The organism is Bacillus methanolicus (assembly GCF_028888695.1).
GTDB classification, from domain to species: domain Bacteria; phylum Bacillota; class Bacilli; order Bacillales; family Cytobacillaceae; genus Bacillus_Z; species Bacillus_Z methanolicus_B.
Genome location: NZ_PNFF01000002.1, coordinates 1,022,316 through 1,042,314, shown reverse-complemented (window position 1 = coordinate 1,042,314; position 19,999 = coordinate 1,022,316). Strand labels below are relative to the sequence as shown.

Genomic DNA, 19,999 nt, shown 5'->3' with positions numbered 1-19,999 from the left:
ACCCTTTAGAGTTTAGTCTACCAATTCCGGTTTACAAAAAGAAAGTTTTATCGTTCGGGCCAGACGGTTGTCTTCATAGTTGCCGTTAGTTGCATAACTTCCTTCTTTCTACAAAATAAATTCGTCACCGCCTTTTTTTAACCCAAATTCCTCACGTAACCAGTATTTTTGCGTTTGAAATGTATAAAAGATAACCGAATCCTCATCCGGATTCATAATATTTTGCAATTCGATCTTAAGCTTTTTATAATTCGCTTGTGAAATTTCTCCTTCAAAAACAGAGTTTTGCACCCAATGAAGATACTTACGAGCAATTTTCAACGCCTTAGCTACACGTTTCTCATTAAAATCATACACAGTCGATCCGAAAACGACCATGTTTCCTTTTGCATGATCCCAGCTTCCGATTTATCGGCATCTAAAAGAAGAGAAAATACAAATAACAATTGGACATAAGGCGCAAGGGACTCATTACTATCATTCCACTGCATAATGCAGCGGCGAATCTTACGGCCTTGTGTAAACATATCATGAATCCACTGCTGAAACTGTGATTTTGTAAATGGTTTTTCTGATAATGTAGGAATTAATGGTTGATAAACTTGATTTAATTGTTCAAAGTCAATTGCTTTAATTTGTTTAAGCAGCTGTTGTTCCATTTCATCACTAAACAGCTTAAACTCTGTCCTCATAGTTAAGATAAAAACTTACCCTCCAATTGTTCACCATCTGTCAAAGTGTTAGTTTCAATTCCTCATAGTTAAGATAAAAACTTCTAGTGGTGTGGTATTTCTTTTTAAGGAAGAAAGTTTCAATTCCTCATAGTTAAGATAAAAACCTCACTCGGCCCTCATGACCGCAGCTATATGTTCCAGTTTCAATTCCTCATAGTTAAGATAAAAACTTCTGATTACTGAATACCCTGGCGCTCCTATTGCACCAGTTTCAATTCCTCATAGTTAAGATAAAAACGTGACATGGATATCAAAAGGTGTTTCATTTTCGCTAGTTTCAATTCCTCATAGTTAAGATAAAAACCCATTTGATAATTGGAAAAAACGAATACTATTCTTTGTTTCAATTCCTCATAGTTAAGATAAAAACAGTTTATCACAAATGAGTAACGGGTCAGTATGGCAGTTTCAATTCCTCATAGTTAAGATAAAAACTTCTGATTACTGAATACCCTGGCGCTCCTATTGCACCAGTTTCAATTCCTCATAGTTAAGATAAAAACGTGACATGGATATCAAAAGGTGTTTCATTTTCGCTAGTTTCAATTCCTCATAGTTAAGATAAAAACATACTTTAATGAAGTATGGGTTGAAGTTCACATGGATGTTTCAATTCCTCATAGTTAAGATAAAAACATATTACATAATTCAGCATATTCTCTTATATAATTTTGTTTCAATTCCTCATAGTTAAGATAAAAACGGTCAACATGAAAGGGTCAAAACCCGGACGGGAAGCTAGTTTCAATTCCTCATAGTTAAGATAAAAACTTTCCCGCGGCTCTGATCCAATCGCCGGCAAAATTAATGTTTCAATTCCTCATAGTTAAGATAAAAACGAAAGAAACCAACACAGGAAGATGTAACCGCACTATGTTTCAATTCCTCATAGTTAAGATAAAAACGTGACGGTTCTTGTCACGATGATTTTTATTTTTATCAGTTTCAATTCCTCATAGTTAAGATAAAAACAAAGGACTAAAATACAACGATTTAAAAGAGAAACTTTGTTTCAATTCCTCATAGTTAAGATAAAAACCAAGCAAAACAATTAGACGCGGTTTACGTGAAATCGTTTCAATTCCTCATAGTTAAGATAAAAACACGTTCGAGAAGCGACACAAGCGGATTTTGATGCGTTCGTTTCAATTCCTCATAGTTAAGATAAAAACATAAAAAAATCAGTCCATAAAATATCGCTACACAAATGTTTCAATTCCTCATAGTTAAGATAAAAACGATTTCTTTAGTCATAGCAATCGTTCAATGGACAATCGCGTTTCAATTCCTCATAGTTAAGATAAAAACCTTTACAGGCCCATCAGAACGCGTTGTCAAAGTCGGTTTCAATTCCTCATAGTTAAGATAAAAACCTTGACATCGATACTGACTTGATTGAGTCATTCGCTGAGTTTCAATTCCTCATAGTTAAGATAAAAACGGAAACAATGTAAATACTGCAAAAAATATTTTCCTTTACAGTTTCAATTCCTCATAGTTAAGATAAAAACAAGTATAAATTGTTTTGGGCATGTATGTCGGATTTGTTTCAATTCCTCATAGTTAAGATAAAAACTCGAAGCTTTTGATATTGAAGTGGAAAAATTATTCAAAATGTTTCAATTCCTCATAGTTAAGATAAAAACCATCAAATACTAAAATATTCATTCCTAATATTGAAGTTTCAATTCCTCATAGTTAAGATAAAAACCCCAAAAAATGCTGCTATAACAGCATTTTGATAATAATCCAAATCGATTTGACTTCATTTTAACTTAAAACGGAATTGTTATCAATTCCCTATTTTTCTTGTATTTTCTTTGTTTTTCTCGTGAATACCTCAAAAATAATTTTGTCGTCGATCTCCCGGTATTAGTGCAATATTGGGGGTCGACGACAAGGAAGGAGACTATTCTATGATTTCAAACATTCCGAATCCTTGTGAGTTTTTCGCTCCGATGCCAACCTCATACATAAATTTTAGATAAGACAATGGAGCTTGAATTTCGAAAGTTCCATTCCACGCATTGATTCGGAAATCTTTAAACGTTGTAACAACCTTATCTTTTTGAGTTACTTTTTTCGGTTTAATGGTTATCCTTTCCGTTGGCTGCTCTTGAAAATAGGCTTGAAATTTATTACAAAAATTTTTCTCTACCATATCAGAAAAAACAGGATCAAACGGTGAGAAAAAATGGGTTCGCTTTTCGCCGTATCGGTTTTCATAAGTGCTGTAGACTGTAAGCGGCGAGAGCATCCTAATTTGATAAGAACATTTTTCAGCGATCTCTTTCGACTTTACAACTGTTTCCTCGATATGAATCGGCTGTCCATTTAACAAAAATTGTTCCTTCAATAAATAGTTTCGCGCTAAATCAAAAATAAGCGAATCTAACAAAGAAGAAACTTGCCATGTTACTTCATCAAAAAACTCGATTTCTTTCTCCTGACGATGAATCCGATATGTTCCAGACAATCGGCTAAATGTAAACATCTTAAACCGCCGCTTTTCTTTCATATATCCAAAATCATGCAAAAAATTCGCTAATTCAAAATCTTGAATCGAACGGTATAAAAATCCTTGTAGCACCTCTTCGTAATTAATTGGCAGGATAAGTGTACCATTTTTCGGTCTGAATTGAATTGTAAGCCTCATTTGTTCCCCCTATAAAATGTTATCTTCTCCACCTTTTCGCAATCCCATCTCTTCTCTCTTCGTATATTTTTGCGTACGAAATGTATAGAAAACAACAGAATCAACATTAGGATCCATAATATTTGCCAATTCCGTTTTCAACTTGACGTAGTTTGCTTCAGAAATCTCTCCTTCAAGCACCGAGTTTTGCACCCAGTACAAATATTTCCTTGCGATCTTCAAGGCTTTTGCAACACGTTTTTTTTCAAAATCGTAAACTAGTATAACAAACATAGTAACACCTACCATAACGAACGATAAGGTTCGTATTCTTTTTCACCGAGAAGATGCTTTTGAATTTTATAAAGTTCGAGACGAATGAGACGGCGGTATGAGACGGACTTTCCAAGATGCCGGTGGTTTACTGTTGTTTTCATGCGCTTGTCCAATTCCTCAATAAATTTTTTCCTTCCCTCTTCTGATAACAAAATCCCTTCCATATGTTTGTCAAAATCTTTTTTTGTAATCATCTTTTTATTTACTAGAGTAAAAATGAGGCGATCGACCATAACTGGTTTAAATATTTCCGCAACGTCTAAATTCAACGAAAAACGTCGAAAATTTGTCGCGTGTAAATAACTGATGCGTGGGTCAAGATACGTCTTGTAGATTTCACTTAACACCATCGTATAGCAAATCTGATTTCCAAAACTAATCATCGCATTTAGACGGTTGAGCGGCGGTCGCTTAGAACGTTTTTCGAACAAAAAATCTGGATTACGATTTAATATGTCATCAAACATACTATAATATTTTTCTCGCACATGTCCTTCAGTCGACATCATTTCCTCGACACTCGTCCATTGTTCCAGTTTTTCTCGACTTAATTGAAAATCCAGAATCATTTCCTTAAATTTATCGCTGTTGGCTTGTGTACGGTTTTGATAATATTTCAAAACTTGTATCATTTGCCCGATCGAACCGTCGATGAATTTCCGCGCTAAAGCAAGACGCTTCTCCGAATTTAAATACGCTTCCGCCTGTTTTAATATGACGTGCCCTGCGTTTAAATGCTCCCGTGGATAAAACGTTCCCGTATAGTAGCCGTAATAATTAAAATAGTGAATACAAATATTTTTTTGTGCCATAAGCTCCAAAAACTTCTTTGTGACATTTACTTCTCCGAAAATGTAAATATCATTAACATCTTCAACAGGAAGCACCCGTTTTCGCTCGGCTGTCTCAAAACAAATACTGTTGTCTTGACGAATCAGCTCGCCGCTTTGAAAAATATAGAGCGTCTTTTTCATCACGATTCCTCCGCAAAACAATATTCACGATATGCGCAGCTTCTACAAAATCCAATTTTCTTCGGCTCTGGAGGGACTGGCAAGCGAGAAATGCGGCGGATATCAGCAATCGCCTCTTCCAAAACTTGTTTTCCTTCTTCTGTCCATTCCACTTTCGTTACTTTCTTTTCTTTTGGAAATAACAGCTCTCCTTTCGCTTCAATCCCCATTTTTCGCAATGTATCAAGATAGTACAACAATTGATAGAGAGCGCTTTTTTCATATGTTGATGATTTCTTCACTTCACCGACAACTAGCGTATCCCCTTCGCGGCGAATTCGGTCCACTTTAATATTGCCGATAAGCAGCTCTTTTTTCTCGCGCTGATAGCTCGTTTCCGAAATGAAGCGGCCAATTTCAAGGTTATCATCTTCTTGATCAGCAGCGATTTGATGAATAATCAGCCAAACTTCGCGCTTGCAAATAAAGTAATACCAAATATGCGTTCCATTCACATCCATTACATAATCCATGCATCCACCATCTCACTTGTGCGAATCAGCCCATATTCGCAATTGTAGTATTGGTTTAAGATGTCATTGGATAAGTAAAGCATTCTTGTTTTATCAAACAAATCACGGTCAAGATTCTTTACTAGTTTAATCGGGGCCGAAATGACATATTGGCGCACTTCTTTTTTCATGCCCAAATAATTTTCGAATCGGATTTCGAAATCTTTCTCTTCGATCACCTTCTGAATGTATTGCTGCCAAATATTCGTCGCTTGTTCTTCTGCTTCGACAAATACATCCACCGCTTGATGCGCATCTTCAATTAACCGAAATTCGGATACATATTCCGGCTCGTTTTTGCTTCCTTGTTTATCTTTTGCGTCAAATTTTAACTCTTCGATCGCTTTTATAATTCCATCAGAAGCAGTAAACGCTTTATTGCCTCGCACATCAGTAAAATATTGGGCAATGATATCAAAAAATTGGTGCTCGGAAACCGCTGTTTTTGGCAGTACTTCTTTCGCTATCTTTGTATGAACAGCCCCATATACATACTGTGACTCTAACTTTCCGTCACGCTCAATCGGAGTAATATACACCTTACCAAGTTCATGTAATTTTCTGTTGCGATTGCAGCGCCCCGCAGCTTGTACGATAGAATCAATTGGCCCCAAATCGCGATACACCACATTAAAATCAACATCGACTCCCGCTTCCACAACTTGCGTAGAAATAACAACGACTTTGTTCTTCTCTCTTAAAAGCTGTTTAATTTGCTCAATGCGTCGTTTCCGCTCACGAGGCACAATATTTGTAGAAAGGTAGATCACCTCATAACCGCGTTCGATTAACCATTCTTTTATCCCTTCATAAATTTCTATCGATGTCTTAATTGTGTTAAAAATCGCTAAATAGTTTTTTCCATCTTCAAAGCGGCTTTGAAACAACTCTATCCATTCAATAGGACTATACGCGCCTTTTTCTCCCCCTAACCAATGAAGCTCGACACGTTCCATTTCTTTAAAGAAATCAATCGGTTTTACGTTCTCGGATTCAAGAAGCTCAATTGTCTCTCCTTCAGTAAAAATGAGCGGTTGCGTAGCCGTTAATAGCAAAATTTTGCAGGAAAACAATTCTGCCATTTTATGCAATACAGAACGAAATAATGGCCAATACTCAATCGGCACGTTTTGAATTTCGTCGAGAATTATAATGCTTCCGGCGATTTGGTGGAATTTTTTCAACGTGCAATTTTCGTAGCCAATCAGTGTATGAAACAATTGCACAAATGTCGTGACAATCAGTTCTGCCTCCCAGCTTTCCGTCAGCAACAACGCTTTACGAAGTGGCAATTCCTCGTTTTCAGTTTTGTATTGGAAGGTAGATAAGTGGTGATGCTTCACTAAATACCGTTGTTCATTCGCGTGAAAATCGGCTAACTGACTTAACAAATCACGAATGACTTTTTCGTTTTGGTCGATGACGCTTGTAAACGGCAAAGCGTAAATAATTTTTGGTGAATATCCATACTTCCGTTCTGTTTGCTCGCGCCATTTTAAAGCAACGGAAAGCGACAAAAGCGTTTTTCCCGCCCCAGTTGGCGCCGTTAACGTAAACAATCGTTGCTCTGGCTTCATCTTTGAAACATAGTCGATTCGTTTCATGACAACGTTGTACATGCGGTTTCTCCAACCGTTCGTCCCTTCTGTCACTTCCACATCAAAATTCGCTTGGCGATACTGGTCAACAAGATGGTCTGGAATATAAACGCGCGGCTTTCGCTTAATATTAGCAGCCGATAATTTGTCAGCATTGATGAGCACTGAATACAGTACCAATGCATAATAGTAAAGTTCCTTCGTTAGTTCAAGTTTTCTTCGTTTGCTTATTAAGTAATATTGACGGTAAACCTCATCAAATGTTTTTTCATAGTCTTGAAGAAAACGATGAAGTTCCTCAGAAAAAGACAACGGAATGGAAAGCTCGTTCCATAAAGAAGACAAATCGTCAATAATGGAAGAAGCATGTTTCTTAATATCATCTATTTGATGTTTCAACGTGATAACTCGATAATGTAGCGAATCTTGCACGGTATTTTCAACAATATGGCGCGATCTTGTTACATCTAGGGAAACGTCACGCAAATTCCCATGGTGGTGCATAATAACGAAGTAACCTAATAATGGGGCAAACTCAGACCATGAAGCATTTAAGTTTGTCGTATGGCGTAAAAGGTGAGCGGCAAACACGGCGGAAATAAACGAATGGTGATGCAAATCTCCGCTCTCTTCACCGGTTTGCAAATAATCCTGAAAATATGATAAATATTTACCGAAATCGTGCGTTACCGCAACGATTTTGCTGATATATTCAAGTACATTGCGATTTTCAGTAGACAGCGGTACATTTTTCAGCATATCTTGCGAATATTCGTATACTTCCTTTAAATGCACAGTCAATTTTTTCTCTGGATTATTATGAGAAAAATACATTTGAATCACCCCTTGAAAAACAAAGCAGCGGTAAACCCACCGCTGCCCTGCTTTACAAAAATAAAACGTTTTCTTTTTCTTCCCCGTAAGCAACGGCTACAAAAGGTACAGCCGGACTAGCGACTAATTGTCGCGATTGTTCAAATAAGTAATAATCGGTTTCATAAATCATTCTCTCATTCGTAAACTGGCGTGTCATGAATTCCTTAATAATGCGTGTTTCGGTTGAAAATTGAATAGACCGCTCGCGCAAATCAGGAATTCTTACAACAGAATGGATTGGAACTGTCTCATCGTTTTCTACTAGCGTTCCCTCTGCTTCAGCAACCCAGTTCAACTTCCCAAGTAATTCAGATAACCCTAAATACGGAGGATAAACATACCGGCTTGATTGTATTCGATGTTTCACGCTTTCATAAATAGATGGATCACGGTGGGAAAAATAGATGCGATACCGCAAATTGGCTTCATCTCCCCCCGGGAGCACAAACTCAATGGGAATTTGCGTATGTCCTTCACTATTGTTTAAATGGGCTTTTGATTTTACAAACATATAGTTTACCGTTTGCATAACTTTGCGAATCGGTGTACGTACCGATACCGCAATTTGACATTGATTCGGTGAAAATACTTCATAATAGCTGTCTCGCTCCATCCCTAAAATACCAGCGAGCATGCCAGCAATCGTCATTCGTGGCGGAAAGGAGTACGATAGAGAAGATGAGTTAGTATCCATTTTTCGGAAATGACCCATCTTCCCGATAAGGTCAAAAATAAGCATCTTCATAAACGTCACCCTTTTTACATTACAGGAACGAGTTTATCCGCCAACTCGGATGGGAAAAGAGCTGTTAGCATACCTTTTTGCCCTTCATAATTCAACATCAAGTTAGAATCTTGCCAGTAGTGAATACTTGAAATTTCACTGTTTACTTCCAGTAATTTATTTACAAGTTGATCAATATGCAAATCTACTTCCGAAATGCTACGCAGCCCTTCTGTTTCTTCCAAATACACCAAATCTCGCAAATCGCCGGCAATAAACTCAGGAGAATTATATTCCACACGTACGTACAAACGCGGATATTGGCCAACTTTGCTACGTGTCGCGCTCAATGGAATCGCTTTAACAACCGCTTGATCAAACAATCGAACATCTTCTTCTGTTAATCTTGTATGCGCCGTGCGGTGACCGCTTATAATCCCATGAAAAGCTAGAAAAGAATAATACACACGATAATCCTTACCTATATTCCCACCGTCGTTTTTATCATCTGAACCGAAATGCGATGAAATACTTGCCGACTCGACAAGTGTGACCTTATTTAACGAATATCCCCAGTTAAACTGAACCGGTCCAGTAAACGTCATTGAGCTTCCTTTATCCTCCGATTTAATCGGCATCGTCGCACCGAACAGACGGACATCGATGAATTGGTCAAGCATCCAATCTTGTTCTTCTTTTGATAGTTTATTAAGGTTCACTTTTCCATCATACTTTTTCTCAAATAAACGCTTAATGCGTTCTGTCGCATTCACCGTTTCTCCGTCGACTTTACCTACAAAAATTTCATTTCCAAGCTGTTCCAAATAATCACGAATATAACGTTTTAAACGCACATCACTCACTAAGTTTAACGAACGTTCATAATCCATGCGTGGACGATTTTCTTCATCAATATCACCGTTTGGGTTCGTAAGTTTGGCGTCATAAAGAAATAGAATTTCACTATTGTTCATCATTAATTCCTCCCTATTTATTGCTTAACTCTTCGTATTCAGATGACGGATTGTCTTTTTTCGCGCTTCTTAAAATCCGCTTTGTTCCATATGCGTAGCCTGATAACAAATAAAAAACGCTTTCACGATCGGATAAATTCCATTTTTCCTGCAATGCTGTATCAAAAAGACGTTTATGTTCCGCATAAACAGCTTCATTTTGTAAGGAATTAATTTTAAGTTGTCCCAACTTTTCAAATACTTCGCTTGAAAGCATCATCAGTTTTTGCCTATTCATGCCATGATAATTAATCTTCGATAAAATCGGTTTGTTTGCTGTTTTACCGCCCCGGGCTTGTCCAAGCGCTTCTGCTCGTTCATTTGTTTTGACAACTTGCGCAGAACCAATCCTCGCGATTAAATAGCCGAGCAAAAATAAAGAACTTTGCGCGATATCATAATTCATCGTCTCCATATACTCGACAATATCAGTATCAGGCAAATCATATGTAACCTTTGTCATCTCCCTTTCCTCCTTAATTAAGTTAAGGTTTTGCAACAGTTTCAAGAACAATTGTGCTCGGACCATAGCTTCTACCAAATTAAAATCATTGTATTCTTTTTTATCGCTATATTGATAAAGACTATAGCTCGCGTACATGTGAACCTTCCCAAGCTGCACAAATTGCGCAATTAGCCATTGATACGAAAGCGGTTTATTCGTTAATAGTGACTCGTATACTTGTAAAATTTTACGTTTCTCAAAGTTTTCCCCGCGTTGAACACGCATAGGAATTAAATAATAGATCGGTTCCAAGCCGAGGTTAAATTTTTCGTTCTTAAAAAAGCGCTGTCCTATTTCTCTTGCTTTTCGCATCTCGTAGCCCAGTCGGCGCAAATGAGTTAGAGGAACATCAGATAATAGCTTGTTTACCTTTAATGCTGACTGCGCTTTGGTATAAAAGAGAAAATGCAACGAAATATGGTTGTCTATTTGATCTCCGAATTCTTTGTAGTCTTCGATGTCTCGATGCAATGCTTCAGCTGTTTCGACTGTTTTAACTGTCCTAACAAGTTCACTAATACGATTGCTTATATCTTGAAGAAGAACATCTTTAAACGGTAAATCGTATAAGAAATCTGGGATGATATAACAAGGGAGGCCACTGAAACGAGTATTAAAGTTGCGAAGAATATACGCTTCTCCTGCCATAATTGCTTGATAAGCGTCTTTACTGATGGATAAGTTTTTGAGAAATGATTTTTTCTCTAGGCCGCTTGCAAAACTGATTTTATCGTTTATGTAGTAGTTAAATTTTAATTTTGTTGTTTCGCCTGTGACAAGGGTGTCATTGTTTGTAAGAGCACATACCCCCTTTTTCGCATCTTCAAATACGCTTAATTTCTCTTCGATCACAAGCCGTTCATACTCTGGATGCGAAACGACGAGCTGTCCATCAATAGCTAGAGAATATAAAAGGACATCTTTTATGTTCACATTGGCTTCTTTTTCAATATAAGCTTGAAACAGTTTCGCTGTTTCCTTAATGGCCTTTTTCGCATCTTTTTCCTTTAATTCGCTCCCGATATATGCCGGATTAAAAACATAGCGGTATCGTTCATCTGATTTTTTTGCCGCGCCAAGATCCAAGAAAAAATTATCTTGTGCCTGCTTTAAAAGAGAATAGTAGGAATTCTCTTGATTCCAACGCTCGAGGAGATTTGTAATTGTTTGACTAAGCAAATATTCGACATTGCTCACTGTTCCATACCATTGTGGGCTCGCTGCTCCATCCGCAGTACCAATCCATAGCAACTCCAAAGACGTAGACTCACTTATTTCTTTTGGTGTTAGTTTTACTTTTTTCTCTGTAATAGAAAAATCAACAATTATGACATATTTGGTTGCACCATTTGGCTTTGCAATCGGTAAAGTAATCGCTTGAATAACAGATGGGTTTTCCTCAGTTAAATACTTATTGCCAAGAGTGTGGATTGTTTTAATCACAATTTTGCACCTCCTTTTGAGAAAAATTTTATCAATATTTACTGTTTTTTCAATATTTTTCATGAAATTTAATAAATTGTTTAAACATACGGCTTGTTTTGGATTTTATCGGTTTTTAAAAATCCAATTTTCCCTTTTTGTTTCTTCATGTAAATAGACTTTTTTCGATATTTTCCTTACATGATTTCCATCTTTTATAATTGATGTGATCGATATATTAATGACTTTTCTCTCAAACATTTTTATGCCTCCTCGTTAATAACTTCTGTGTGTTTATATGATTACATTATTAATTAAATTTATTCAGAAGCAACATAGTTTTTTATCAAGTTTTAATTAAGAATTAAGAAAAAGTTTATTAATCTTTGTCTGAAAGTTTACTCAATCCTTGATAGGTAAGATAATGATCACATTATTAATGTTTCAATTCTTTTATAAGCTAAGATACTAATGGTAATTATATACACTAAATGTATAATTTAAACATAACATTTTTTCATGTTGAGTTATTATTGATTTCATATCCTTTTTATTAAGATTCAAACTTTGCAATCAGCTTTGCCTGATTTTGAGCAGCGATGTTTCAATCCATAATAATTAAGATAAAAACCAATGGAAGAGCAACAACAAGCAAAAATGATATTCTTGTTTCAATCCCTCATAGGTAAGATAAAAACCGAACATGGTTGAAGTTTCTGATTACCCTAACAGTGGTTTCAATCCCTCATAGGTAAGATAAAAACTCCATTCGATGGAAACTCCAAATCAGATTCCATTCCACGTTTCAATCCCTCATAGGTAAGATAAAAACATTCAGGAAGATAAAAAGGAAAACTTTGAGAAATTGTTTCAATCCCTCATAGGTAAGATAAAAACCCGCTGATCACCATATCTTTTTTTCGATCAACGATATAGGTTTCAATCCCTCATAGGTAAGATAAAAACTTCGTATGATCCAGAGCACAAGCGCTGGATCAGCAAGAGTTTCAATCCCTCATAGGTAAGATAAAAACTTGTCCTCTTGTTTCATCCATTCGGGCCGATCATCGGTTTCAATCCCTCATAGGTAAGATAAAAACTTGTGAATAGCAACGATTCATAGTTGTCAATTTCAGCGAGGTTTCAATCCCTCATAGGTAAGATAAAAACTGCTCTAGATGTCAGAAAGAATTAGCCCGCTGGATGAAGTTTCAATCCCTCATAGGTAAGATAAAAACACTTTGAAGGACCGTTTGCCACATGGCACTGCTACAGTTTCAATCCCTCATAGGTAAGATAAAAACGATTTTATAGCTATTAGTTACTATTATAGATATATAGTTAGTTTCAATCCCTCATAGGTAAGATAAAAACACCTTTTCGGTCAACCGCTGCACCATGCAAAATACGTTTCAATCCCTCATAGGTAAGATAAAAACGTTCATTATCGATTCCTCCGATTTTTTATTCTATATGGTTTCAATCCCTCATAGGTAAGATAAAAACTCAATAATGACCTTGTTTCTGCGTATCGAAAAGCCTAGTTTCAATCCCTCATAGGTAAGATAAAAACCGTTGAACAAAAGATGATAACGAGTTTAAATTAGTTGTTTCAATCCCTCATAGGTAAGATAAAAACTTCCAATTTTCAGCTTCTAGGTCGTAGCCACTTGGATGTTTCAATCCCTCATAGGTAAGATAAAAACGTTTCATATAGTGAATTACAACGTTTTACAGTAGGGTTTCAATCCCTCATAGGTAAGATAAAAACTAAAGCAATTATATAAATATATGGTTGACTTAAAAGTTTCAATCCCTCATAGGTAAGATAAAAACTCTATGATTGATTCGAGTAAGCTATATGGAATGGAAGTTTCAATCCCTCATAGGTAAGATAAAAACCGAAAAACAGTTTTATTGGTGTCCCGTCCCATTGTATGTTTCAATCCCTCATAGGTAAGATAAAAACTATAATTGTTGAATGAATTACTTCTTTACCTACAAAAGTTTCAATCCCTCATAGGTAAGATAAAAACCCCCAAAAATCGTTGAAATTACAGTATTTTAAGGATAATCAAAATTGATTTGACTTTATTTTATCTTAAAACGAAAATGGTATCAATTCTTTATTTTCTTTTATGTTCTTTGTTTTTTCTCGCTAATACTCTCAAAATAACATTGTCGTCGATCCCTCGGAGTTAATACGCTATTGGGGGTCGACGACAAATTTTTATCATTTGTAATAACCTGTATTTTTTGTATTGTTAAATAAAATTTTTGACTTTAATATTTTACAGTAATCGAGTACTAATAAAATATATTTACGTTAATAGTATAATCGAATTATTGAAATTTCTATTAGATTAGGAGTTGATTTTATGAAACAATTTATAGAAGAAATCATTAAATTCCGTGATGAACGAAACTGGGCGCAATTCCACAACACTAAAGACTTGGCAGTTTCGATATCAATAGAAGCCTCAGAACTTCTCGAAAATTTCCAATGGAAAACGAGTGAACAAGCAGTTTCTGATAATCTACAAAATATCCAAGATGAAATGGCCGATGTTTTCATTTATCTTGTTTTATTGGCCGATAACCTAGGATTGGACCTAGAAAAAATTACAAAAAATAAAATGGAAAAGAATGCACTAAAGTATCCAGTTGACAAAGCTTACGGTAGCAACAAGAAATACAATGAACTATAACGCAAAAAGTGACAGGCACTATCATTGGACGTTTGTTTCTAATCGGTGCCTGTTATCTTATATCATTTCTCGCAGCATTTCTTATATTTTTTCTATTTTTTCCCACTTCCACAAGGACAAGGGGCATTTCTGCCAACTTTGATTTCCCGAACATATGGCTGTGTCTTTATCATTGAATCATCTAATAAATTCAGTGTCGGAACTTGAAGAAAATTGCTTTTGTTTGTTGTTTTGCTTTGATCTCTATCAATTTCTTTTTTCCACTGTTCCATTTCCGGCGGCTTTTCCCCGGGGATCACACAAGTAACATAGAGAGACTCTTCAAGTGAGAGCATCCCGCTGTCGTAATAATCCTCATCTATGTATTTTTTCACGACTGGAATACCCTTTACACTTAACAGCTTGCATAGTCCGTCTGCCAAAACAGTAATAATAGTTAAATCATCTTCTTTTTGTAATAACTCATGAATCGCAGTTTCACTTTCTTCTCTTTTAATATTTGCCAGCACACCGGATGCGAACGAGCGGAAAGACCAATCCTCCTGAAAAAAACGCTCTTTAATGGATGAAACAATGTAGCTGCAATCCTACGATTTGAATGAGTATCGCGGTTATACAAATATTTACCTGATATATATGTTGGGTGAACGACGGGTGGCAGATTCGGTACCTTTGCTTATTAATGCGTTAACAAGTGAAGGTGACTTAGATGTAGAAGAAGCAGCGAAAGCATTGAGTAAAATTGGAACTCCTGCTGGTCAAGAATTAATTCTGAAGAGAGATCCTTTCTTCCGGCAAGTTCTCTGGCAAGATATTTACCATAGTTATAATCAAATTGATTTGTATATTTCCCTGCCGATTTATCACCAAAATCAATTAGCTCCCGCCGTAGGGATTCGGTGTCCTTTGCAGCAATTTCTTGCTTCTGCCTGATAATTTTTTTAATTCGTTCAGAAAGAAGATTGTCCAGATCATCAAGGAAAGGAGTTACAACATCAGGTGAAGCATTGGCAATGATTGGCTCATACCAATAATTAATCTCTTTTTTCTTTTCCAACCTCGAAAGAATGGTTGCAATCGTCTCTGTAGATTGCGGCAATTCTTGTGCATAAGATAACACAAGCCGATTGATCATCTCTTGCTGACTATACTTCTCGCAGCTTTCCAAAATTAACGGCATGATATCCAGTTTATCTTCATCACTGAAATTTCCTTCAGCAAAATACTTTGCAGCAAACTCGCGGATGCTCCCTTCTTCATGTGTAAGAAATTCTTTTACTTTTCCTGATTCAATCATGTTAAACACCCTATTCTGTAAAAATAGACATCATAAAAATTCCCATCCCGTAAACAACAAAGATTGATAACTGTTTTTCAGTATTTACTTTAACAGTTTTATCTTACAACATATTAAATTGTACTAAAAGCAAATTCAAAAAGGGTCAGTCCCTCATCACTTTAACGCAATGAAGACTGACCCTAAGCACTCAGAGCGATACCTCTTATTGTTATCGCTCTGAGTATTAACTTTCTATAAGCTAGCAGTCAAAGAAGCAAGACAAGACGAAAAGAGAAACCCCCTGGCAGAAATGATCCTTAACTAGGCGCAATATGAAAAATTAATCTTTTGCACACATAAGTATGAGTATTGTTTCAGATTAAGTTTGTTGTAAAGCTTTTACAAATTGATTACCAGGTCTTTTTAATCCAAGATGGTCGCGTAAGGTTTTTCCAGTATATTCTGTTCTAAACAGCCCTCTTCTTTGTAATTCCGGAATGACAAAATCAACAAAATCTGCAAGTCCTCCTGGGAAATATGGTGGCATAATATTAAACCCGTCTGCCGCATCATTAATAAACCATTCTTCCAACTGATCGGCGATTTGTTCTGCTGTTCCCTTAATTGTACGGTGGCCTCTTGCGCCAGCAATTCGCAAACTAAGCTGTCTGATTGTTAATTTTTCTCTCTTAGCCAGGTCAAGAAGAAGCTGATAACGACTCTTTCCGCCGTTTATTTCATCGACATTTGGCAAATCAGGAAGCGGTCCATCAATCGGATAAGTTGATAAATCAATCCCAAGCAAACCAGATAAAAGCGATACCCCAAGTTCCGGAAGAACAAGTTCTTGTAAAAGTTGTTCCTTTTCTTTTGCTTCTTGCTCTGTTTTTCCTATGATAGGTAAAACGCCAGGCATAATTTTCAAATCTTCAGGAGAGCGTCCATAATCTCCTACTAGACTTTTTACTTCTTTATAAAAAGCCTGCGCTTCTTTTAATGTTTGCCAAGCGGTAAATATAACATCAGCTGTTTCTGCAGCCAGTTGTTTACCTGCTTCAGAAGAACCTGCTTGAATAATAACCGGGTGACCTTGCGGAGGATTCGAAATATTTAATGGACCTTTTACGGAAAAAAACCTTTTCTGATGATTTAAAGTATGAACTTTCTTCTCATCGGCAAAAACCCCTGTTTTCTTATCAATAATTAATGCATCTTTTTCCCAGCTGTCCCATAACCCTTTCACAACTTCCAAAAATTCTCTTGCTCTTTCATAACGGACAGCATGCTCTAAATGATTTTTTCTATTAAAATTCAATGCTTCGCTTTCCAAATTAGAAGTTACGACATTCCAAGCGGCCCGGCCTTTACTTATGTGATCCAATGAAGCCACTTTGCGTGCAATATGAAAAGGTTCATTATAAGAAGTGGAGATTGTTGCTGCAAGGCCGATATGCTTTGTTACAGTTGAAAGTGCGGATAAAAGTGTCAGCGGTTCAAAGTAAATAGAAGCCTTATATTTTAGTGATGCATCATCATCTTGTACTGAGAGAACATCGGCTAAAAACAGCATGTCAAACTTTCCCCGCTCAGCTGTTTGAGCAATATTTTTATAAAAATCAATATTCAAAATATCAGTGGCTCCTGCTTCAGGATGACGCCAAGCTGCTACATGATGACCTACACTCATTATAAAGGCCCCTAATTTCATTTGACTTTTCCCTTTGCTCACCATTGATTCCTCCTATTCTATTCTTTTTGTGGTTTCCAATTCGAGAACTTTTTTTCTATCCTAATCAGCACAGCGTTGATTAGATAACCAATAAATGAAATAGTAATAATCCCGGCGTACATGTTTGGAATTTGAAAACTGAATTGCGAATAGTTGATTAAAAAGCCAAGACCCGCTTTTGCTCCAATCATTTCAGCAGCGATCAATACAAGGATGGAAAGAGAAGCTGCCAATCGTAAACCGATGAAAATAGAAGGAATAGCAGCAGGCAAAATAACTTTTTGAAAAATTTGAAAAGGTGACAATCCAAACGATTTAGCAGACTTAATTAACAGTGGGTCAACATTTCTTACTCCGCTAATCGTATTTAATAAAATAGGCCATAAGCAACCATAAATAACAACTGCAATTTTGGATGTTTCGCCTATTCCCAAAATCAAGGTAAAAACAGGAAGCAAAGCTAGCGGAGCTGTATTTCTGAACACTTCTATAACAGGATTTAATAAATCCCCAGCTAATGTGTACCACCCAATCATCAATCCAACTGGAATGCCGATTAGTACAGCAAAAAAATAACCTGAAACAGAACGAACAAGGCTGGCGCTGATATGACTTGTTAATTCTCCTGACAACATGAGCTGCCACCACGTCTGTAGCACCTCTGATAAGGGAGGCAAAAACACCCTATCCACCAACCCAGCACGAGGTAAAGCTTCCCAAAGAGCAAGCAACAATAAAAGAATGATGCTTTTTTTCACAGTTTTTTTCATAAATGGCATAAGCCATTTAATAGAATGACTTTTGCTGGGGCGTTTCTGAAGTGTACTAGTTAGTTCGATATTACTCATTGATCACACCGCTCCTTTTTTGAAAATACCGGTTGGTTCATCCGCCTGAGGCGGAAAATCAATTAATTCATTAACTTGCGCTTTCATCACTTCCTTGCGCAAATGGCTCCATACTTCTTCTCTAAGTTCGGCATAAAGATGGTGGGAACGCATATGTTCATCTCTGTCTTTACCGGTAAATGGAATATCAATTATTTGTTTAATTTTACCGGGCCTGCTTGTCATAATGGCTACTCGCTGTCCAAGAAATACAGCTTCATCAATACCATGAGTAATAAAGACAATGGTTTTTTTTGTTTTTTCCCATATTGCTAATAATTCGATTTGCAAAGTATCACGTGTTTGCGCATCTAAGGCAGCAAAGGGTTCATCCATTAATAAAATTTCCGGGTCGTACGCTAAGCTTCTGGCAATCGCCACTCTTTGCTTCATTCCGCCGGATAATTCATGTGGATAATGATTGGCAAACCTTGAAAGTCCGACTAAAGATAAATATTCTTTTGCGATCTCAATTCGTTCTTTTTTCGCTATACCTTTTGCTTCTAGTCCAAATTCGATATTCCCAAGAGCCGTTTTCCATGGAAATAATGCATATTGCTGAAAAACAATACCACGATTTAGCCCCGTTCCTATTATCGGCTGATTATCGATTAACAGTTCCCCCGAAGTGGGTTCCGATAACCCTGCAAGCAAATCTAAAAGTGTAGATTTCCCGCAGCCGCTCGGACCGACAATCGTGAAAAATTCTCCATTTTGAATTTCTAAATTAATACTTGATAAAGCGGAAAATTTCTGATCTTTTACGCCATCGTTAGTGTCTTTGCTTTTTATTAAAAATTCTTTGCTAACATTTCTTAAGATTATTTTCGGATTCATAAAAAGAACAGCTCCTTTTAGTTATTTTTTTGCATAGGGATTGTATTTATTTGTAAAAAGATTCTTAGCTTTTAACTGTCCTATTTGCAGCTGCCCCTCCTGCTCTAATTGCTTTATCCACATCTGTGCTTCTTTTTCTTGAATCACTCCTCCTTCTGTTGCTACACCATAACTTTTCCAGTACTTCAAAGCAGAAGTATCCTCTGACTTATTTCTTTCTTTCATGATTTTTTCCATCCGAGCGATCACTTCTTCGCGCGGTGTTGTTTTTGACCATTCGATGGCTTTCGCTACCCCTTCAACAAACTTTTTCGCTGTGTTTGGATTTTCTTTTACAAAGTCTTTATTTAAAACATATCCGCCAGCACTGAAAGCCCCATACAAGTCATAATCACTAAATAAAAGTTTCAATCCACCGCGCTCCAATGCTTTATCTTGTAGAGCGCCATTGATAAGTCCGACGTCAATTTGGCCTTTTCGCAACGCCTGTTCAATATTAATTGGCGGCATCGCTAAAAGTGTCACCTTTTTAATTTCTTTTTCTGTTAAGCCGTTTTTTCTCAAATATTCTTTAACGATAAATTCACCGTGTGCTCCAAGTGTATTCATCGCAATTTTTTTGCCTATTAAATCACGAGCTGTTTTTATCTCGCTGTCTTCTGTTGTAAAAGCTCCGAAAAACGTTTTTTCATTCGTTCCATAATAATTAATGACCCATTCAACATTCGCATTTGTTGCAAGTAATTTAATAATCGCTCCATTAAATGCACCCCCAAAATCTGTTTCACCTGTCGCAGCTGCCTGAATGCTTTCAGGACCTCCGTTGACAAATCCTTTTGAATTTAATTTGATTGGTCCAAGATATCCTAAATCCTCTGCTAGTTCCGCAGGATAAACAGAACCTGTAAATGCTAAATAATCAATGGTTGTTTTTTCATGTTTTGTTTCTGCCTTACTTCCCTTTACACTGCTATTTCCGCAGCCTGCTAAGATGAAAGCAATTAATAATACTAGAAAGCTGACTAATTTTTTCTTCATTTGTTCTTCCCCCCGCGTTTCATGCAAAATAAATTAAAAAAGAGACACAGTCTATAAAATAGAATCCGTGTCTCCGGTTGACCGGTAGAACCATATATTCATCACTCATTATTCGGTTTAATTGACTTATTTAGGTGGTGATCTGAATTCTTA

Annotated in this window: 18 protein-coding genes and 2 CRISPR repeat arrays; of the genes, 1 reads left to right on the top strand and 17 read right to left on the bottom strand. The window is 36.6% G+C overall.

The window, feature by feature from the left end:
- Nucleotides 1-108 precede the first annotated feature (108 nt).
- The 11 genes from cas2 (C0966_RS16805) to C0966_RS16755 all read right to left on the bottom strand — a co-directional run bounded on the left by cas2 (C0966_RS16805) (nt 109) and on the right by C0966_RS16755 (nt 11,629).
- Nucleotides 109-378, bottom strand: a complete 270-nt coding sequence (cas2, locus tag C0966_RS16805; protein ID WP_274856803.1) for a CRISPR-associated endonuclease Cas2 — start codon at nt 376-378, stop codon at nt 109-111.
- Complete coding sequence (locus tag C0966_RS16800) at nt 330-659, bottom strand: hypothetical protein (protein WP_274856802.1); 330 nt, start codon at nt 657-659, stop codon at nt 330-332. The genes cas2 (C0966_RS16805) and C0966_RS16800 overlap by 49 nt, the downstream gene beginning before the upstream one ends.
- An 84-nt stretch (nt 660-743) precedes the next feature.
- A CRISPR array of direct repeats spans nt 744-2,445; the repeat unit is 30 nt; unit sequence GTTTCAATTCCTCATAGTTAAGATAAAAAC.
- Nucleotides 2,446-2,643: 198 nt separating this feature from the next.
- Nucleotides 2,644-3,390 carry a CRISPR-associated endoribonuclease Cas6 gene (gene cas6, locus C0966_RS16795; RefSeq protein ID WP_274856801.1) on the bottom strand — a complete coding sequence of 249 codons (747 nt, stop codon included), beginning with the start codon at nt 3,388-3,390 and terminating at the stop codon, nt 2,644-2,646.
- 9 nt (nt 3,391-3,399) lie between these two features.
- Nucleotides 3,400-3,663 (bottom strand): CRISPR-associated endonuclease Cas2, encoded by a 264-nt coding sequence (cas2, locus tag C0966_RS16790; RefSeq protein WP_274856800.1) that lies wholly within the window; start codon nt 3,661-3,663, stop codon nt 3,400-3,402.
- Between the two features lie 8 nt (nt 3,664-3,671).
- Complete coding sequence (cas1b, locus tag C0966_RS16785; RefSeq protein ID WP_274856799.1) at nt 3,672-4,679, bottom strand: type I-B CRISPR-associated endonuclease Cas1b; 1,008 nt, start codon at nt 4,677-4,679, stop codon at nt 3,672-3,674.
- Nucleotides 4,679-5,191: a CRISPR-associated protein Cas4 gene (gene cas4 / locus C0966_RS16780; RefSeq protein ID WP_274856798.1), complete on the bottom strand. Its 513-nt coding sequence runs from the start codon at nt 5,189-5,191 to the stop codon at nt 4,679-4,681. Before cas4 ends, cas1b begins: the two co-directional genes overlap by 1 nt.
- The gene (gene cas3, locus C0966_RS16775) at nt 5,179-7,662 is read right to left on the bottom strand and encodes a CRISPR-associated helicase Cas3' (protein ID WP_274856797.1); all 2,484 of its coding nucleotides are present in this window, start codon (nt 7,660-7,662) and stop codon (nt 5,179-5,181) included. The genes cas4 and cas3 overlap by 13 nt, the downstream gene beginning before the upstream one ends.
- A gap of 52 nt (nt 7,663-7,714) precedes the next feature.
- Nucleotides 7,715-8,449: a type I-B CRISPR-associated protein Cas5b gene (gene cas5b, locus C0966_RS16770; protein WP_274856796.1), complete on the bottom strand. Its 735-nt coding sequence runs from the start codon at nt 8,447-8,449 to the stop codon at nt 7,715-7,717.
- Nucleotides 8,450-8,463: 14 nt separating this feature from the next.
- Entirely contained in the window at nt 8,464-9,402 is a 939-nt protein-coding gene (gene cas7b, locus C0966_RS16765) for a type I-B CRISPR-associated protein Cas7/Csh2 (RefSeq protein ID WP_274856795.1), read from the bottom strand.
- 13 nt (nt 9,403-9,415) lie between these two features.
- Nucleotides 9,416-11,389 carry a TIGR02556 family CRISPR-associated protein gene (locus C0966_RS16760; RefSeq protein WP_274856794.1) on the bottom strand — a complete coding sequence of 658 codons (1,974 nt, stop codon included), beginning with the start codon at nt 11,387-11,389 and terminating at the stop codon, nt 9,416-9,418.
- Nucleotides 11,390-11,494: 105 nt separating this feature from the next.
- Nucleotides 11,495-11,629: a hypothetical protein gene (locus C0966_RS16755; protein ID WP_274856793.1), complete on the bottom strand. Its 135-nt coding sequence runs from the start codon at nt 11,627-11,629 to the stop codon at nt 11,495-11,497.
- Nucleotides 11,630-11,969: 340 nt separating this feature from the next.
- Nucleotides 11,970-13,404: direct repeats of the CRISPR family, unit length 30 nt; unit sequence GTTTCAATCCCTCATAGGTAAGATAAAAAC.
- Nucleotides 13,405-13,746: 342 nt separating this feature from the next.
- On the opposite strand from C0966_RS16755, the gene C0966_RS16750 reads away from it, so the two are divergent.
- The gene (locus C0966_RS16750) at nt 13,747-14,076 is read left to right on the top strand and encodes a nucleotide pyrophosphohydrolase (RefSeq protein WP_274856792.1); all 330 of its coding nucleotides are present in this window, start codon (nt 13,747-13,749) and stop codon (nt 14,074-14,076) included.
- Between the two features lie 92 nt (nt 14,077-14,168).
- On the opposite strand, the gene C0966_RS16745 is transcribed toward C0966_RS16750, so the two are convergent.
- From C0966_RS16745 to C0966_RS16720, 6 genes are all read right to left on the bottom strand, one after another.
- Nucleotides 14,169-14,585, bottom strand: coding sequence for an SEC-C metal-binding domain-containing protein (locus tag C0966_RS16745; protein ID WP_274856791.1), 417 nt, complete (start codon nt 14,583-14,585; stop codon nt 14,169-14,171).
- Nucleotides 14,586-14,755: 170 nt separating this feature from the next.
- The gene (locus C0966_RS16740) at nt 14,756-15,373 is read right to left on the bottom strand and encodes a hypothetical protein (RefSeq protein WP_274856790.1); all 618 of its coding nucleotides are present in this window, start codon (nt 15,371-15,373) and stop codon (nt 14,756-14,758) included.
- A gap of 361 nt (nt 15,374-15,734) precedes the next feature.
- Complete coding sequence (locus C0966_RS16735) at nt 15,735-17,087, bottom strand: LLM class flavin-dependent oxidoreductase (RefSeq protein ID WP_425535953.1); 1,353 nt, start codon at nt 17,085-17,087, stop codon at nt 15,735-15,737.
- 14 nt (nt 17,088-17,101) lie between these two features.
- Complete coding sequence (locus C0966_RS16730) at nt 17,102-17,932, bottom strand: ABC transporter permease (protein WP_274856788.1); 831 nt, start codon at nt 17,930-17,932, stop codon at nt 17,102-17,104.
- A gap of 3 nt (nt 17,933-17,935) precedes the next feature.
- The gene (locus C0966_RS16725) at nt 17,936-18,808 is read right to left on the bottom strand and encodes an ABC transporter ATP-binding protein (protein WP_274856787.1); all 873 of its coding nucleotides are present in this window, start codon (nt 18,806-18,808) and stop codon (nt 17,936-17,938) included.
- 21 nt (nt 18,809-18,829) lie between these two features.
- Nucleotides 18,830-19,846: an ABC transporter substrate-binding protein gene (locus tag C0966_RS16720; protein WP_274856786.1), complete on the bottom strand. Its 1,017-nt coding sequence runs from the start codon at nt 19,844-19,846 to the stop codon at nt 18,830-18,832.
- Between the last annotated feature and the right edge of the window lie 153 nt (nt 19,847-19,999).

Excerpts from the sequence above, each read along its gene's own strand:
- C0966_RS16730 (WP_274856788.1), bottom strand. The coding sequence starts at position 17,932 with ATGAGTAATATCGAACTAACTAGTACACTTCAGAAACGCCCCAGCAAA.
- cas3 (WP_274856797.1), bottom strand. The coding sequence starts at position 7,662 with ATGTATTTTTCTCATAATAATCCAGAGAAAAAATTGACTGTGCATTTA.
- cas1b (WP_274856799.1), bottom strand. The coding sequence starts at position 4,679 with ATGAAAAAGACGCTCTATATTTTTCAAAGCGGCGAGCTGATTCGTCAA.
- cas2 (WP_274856803.1), bottom strand. The coding sequence starts at position 378 with ATGGTCGTTTTCGGATCGACTGTGTATGATTTTAATGAGAAACGTGTA.
- C0966_RS16800 (WP_274856802.1), bottom strand. The coding sequence starts at position 659 with ATGGAACAACAGCTGCTTAAACAAATTAAAGCAATTGACTTTGAACAA.
- C0966_RS16725 (WP_274856787.1), bottom strand. The coding sequence starts at position 18,808 with ATGAATCCGAAAATAATCTTAAGAAATGTTAGCAAAGAATTTTTAATA.
- C0966_RS16750 (WP_274856792.1), top strand. The coding sequence starts at position 13,747 with ATGAAACAATTTATAGAAGAAATCATTAAATTCCGTGATGAACGAAAC.
- cas7b (WP_274856795.1), bottom strand. The coding sequence starts at position 9,402 with ATGAACAATAGTGAAATTCTATTTCTTTATGACGCCAAACTTACGAAC.
- C0966_RS16740 (WP_274856790.1), bottom strand. The coding sequence starts at position 15,373 with ATGATTGAATCAGGAAAAGTAAAAGAATTTCTTACACATGAAGAAGGG.
- C0966_RS16720 (WP_274856786.1), bottom strand. The coding sequence starts at position 19,846 with ATGAAGAAAAAATTAGTCAGCTTTCTAGTATTATTAATTGCTTTCATC.
- cas5b (WP_274856796.1), bottom strand. The coding sequence starts at position 8,449 with ATGAAGATGCTTATTTTTGACCTTATCGGGAAGATGGGTCATTTCCGA.
- cas4 (WP_274856798.1), bottom strand. The coding sequence starts at position 5,191 with ATGGATTATGTAATGGATGTGAATGGAACGCATATTTGGTATTACTTT.
- cas2 (WP_274856800.1), bottom strand. The coding sequence starts at position 3,663 with ATGTTTGTTATACTAGTTTACGATTTTGAAAAAAAACGTGTTGCAAAA.
- C0966_RS16735 (WP_425535953.1), bottom strand. The coding sequence starts at position 17,087 with ATGGTGAGCAAAGGGAAAAGTCAAATGAAATTAGGGGCCTTTATAATG.
- cas6 (WP_274856801.1), bottom strand. The coding sequence starts at position 3,390 with ATGAGGCTTACAATTCAATTCAGACCGAAAAATGGTACACTTATCCTG.
- C0966_RS16755 (WP_274856793.1), bottom strand. The coding sequence starts at position 11,629 with ATGTTTGAGAGAAAAGTCATTAATATATCGATCACATCAATTATAAAA.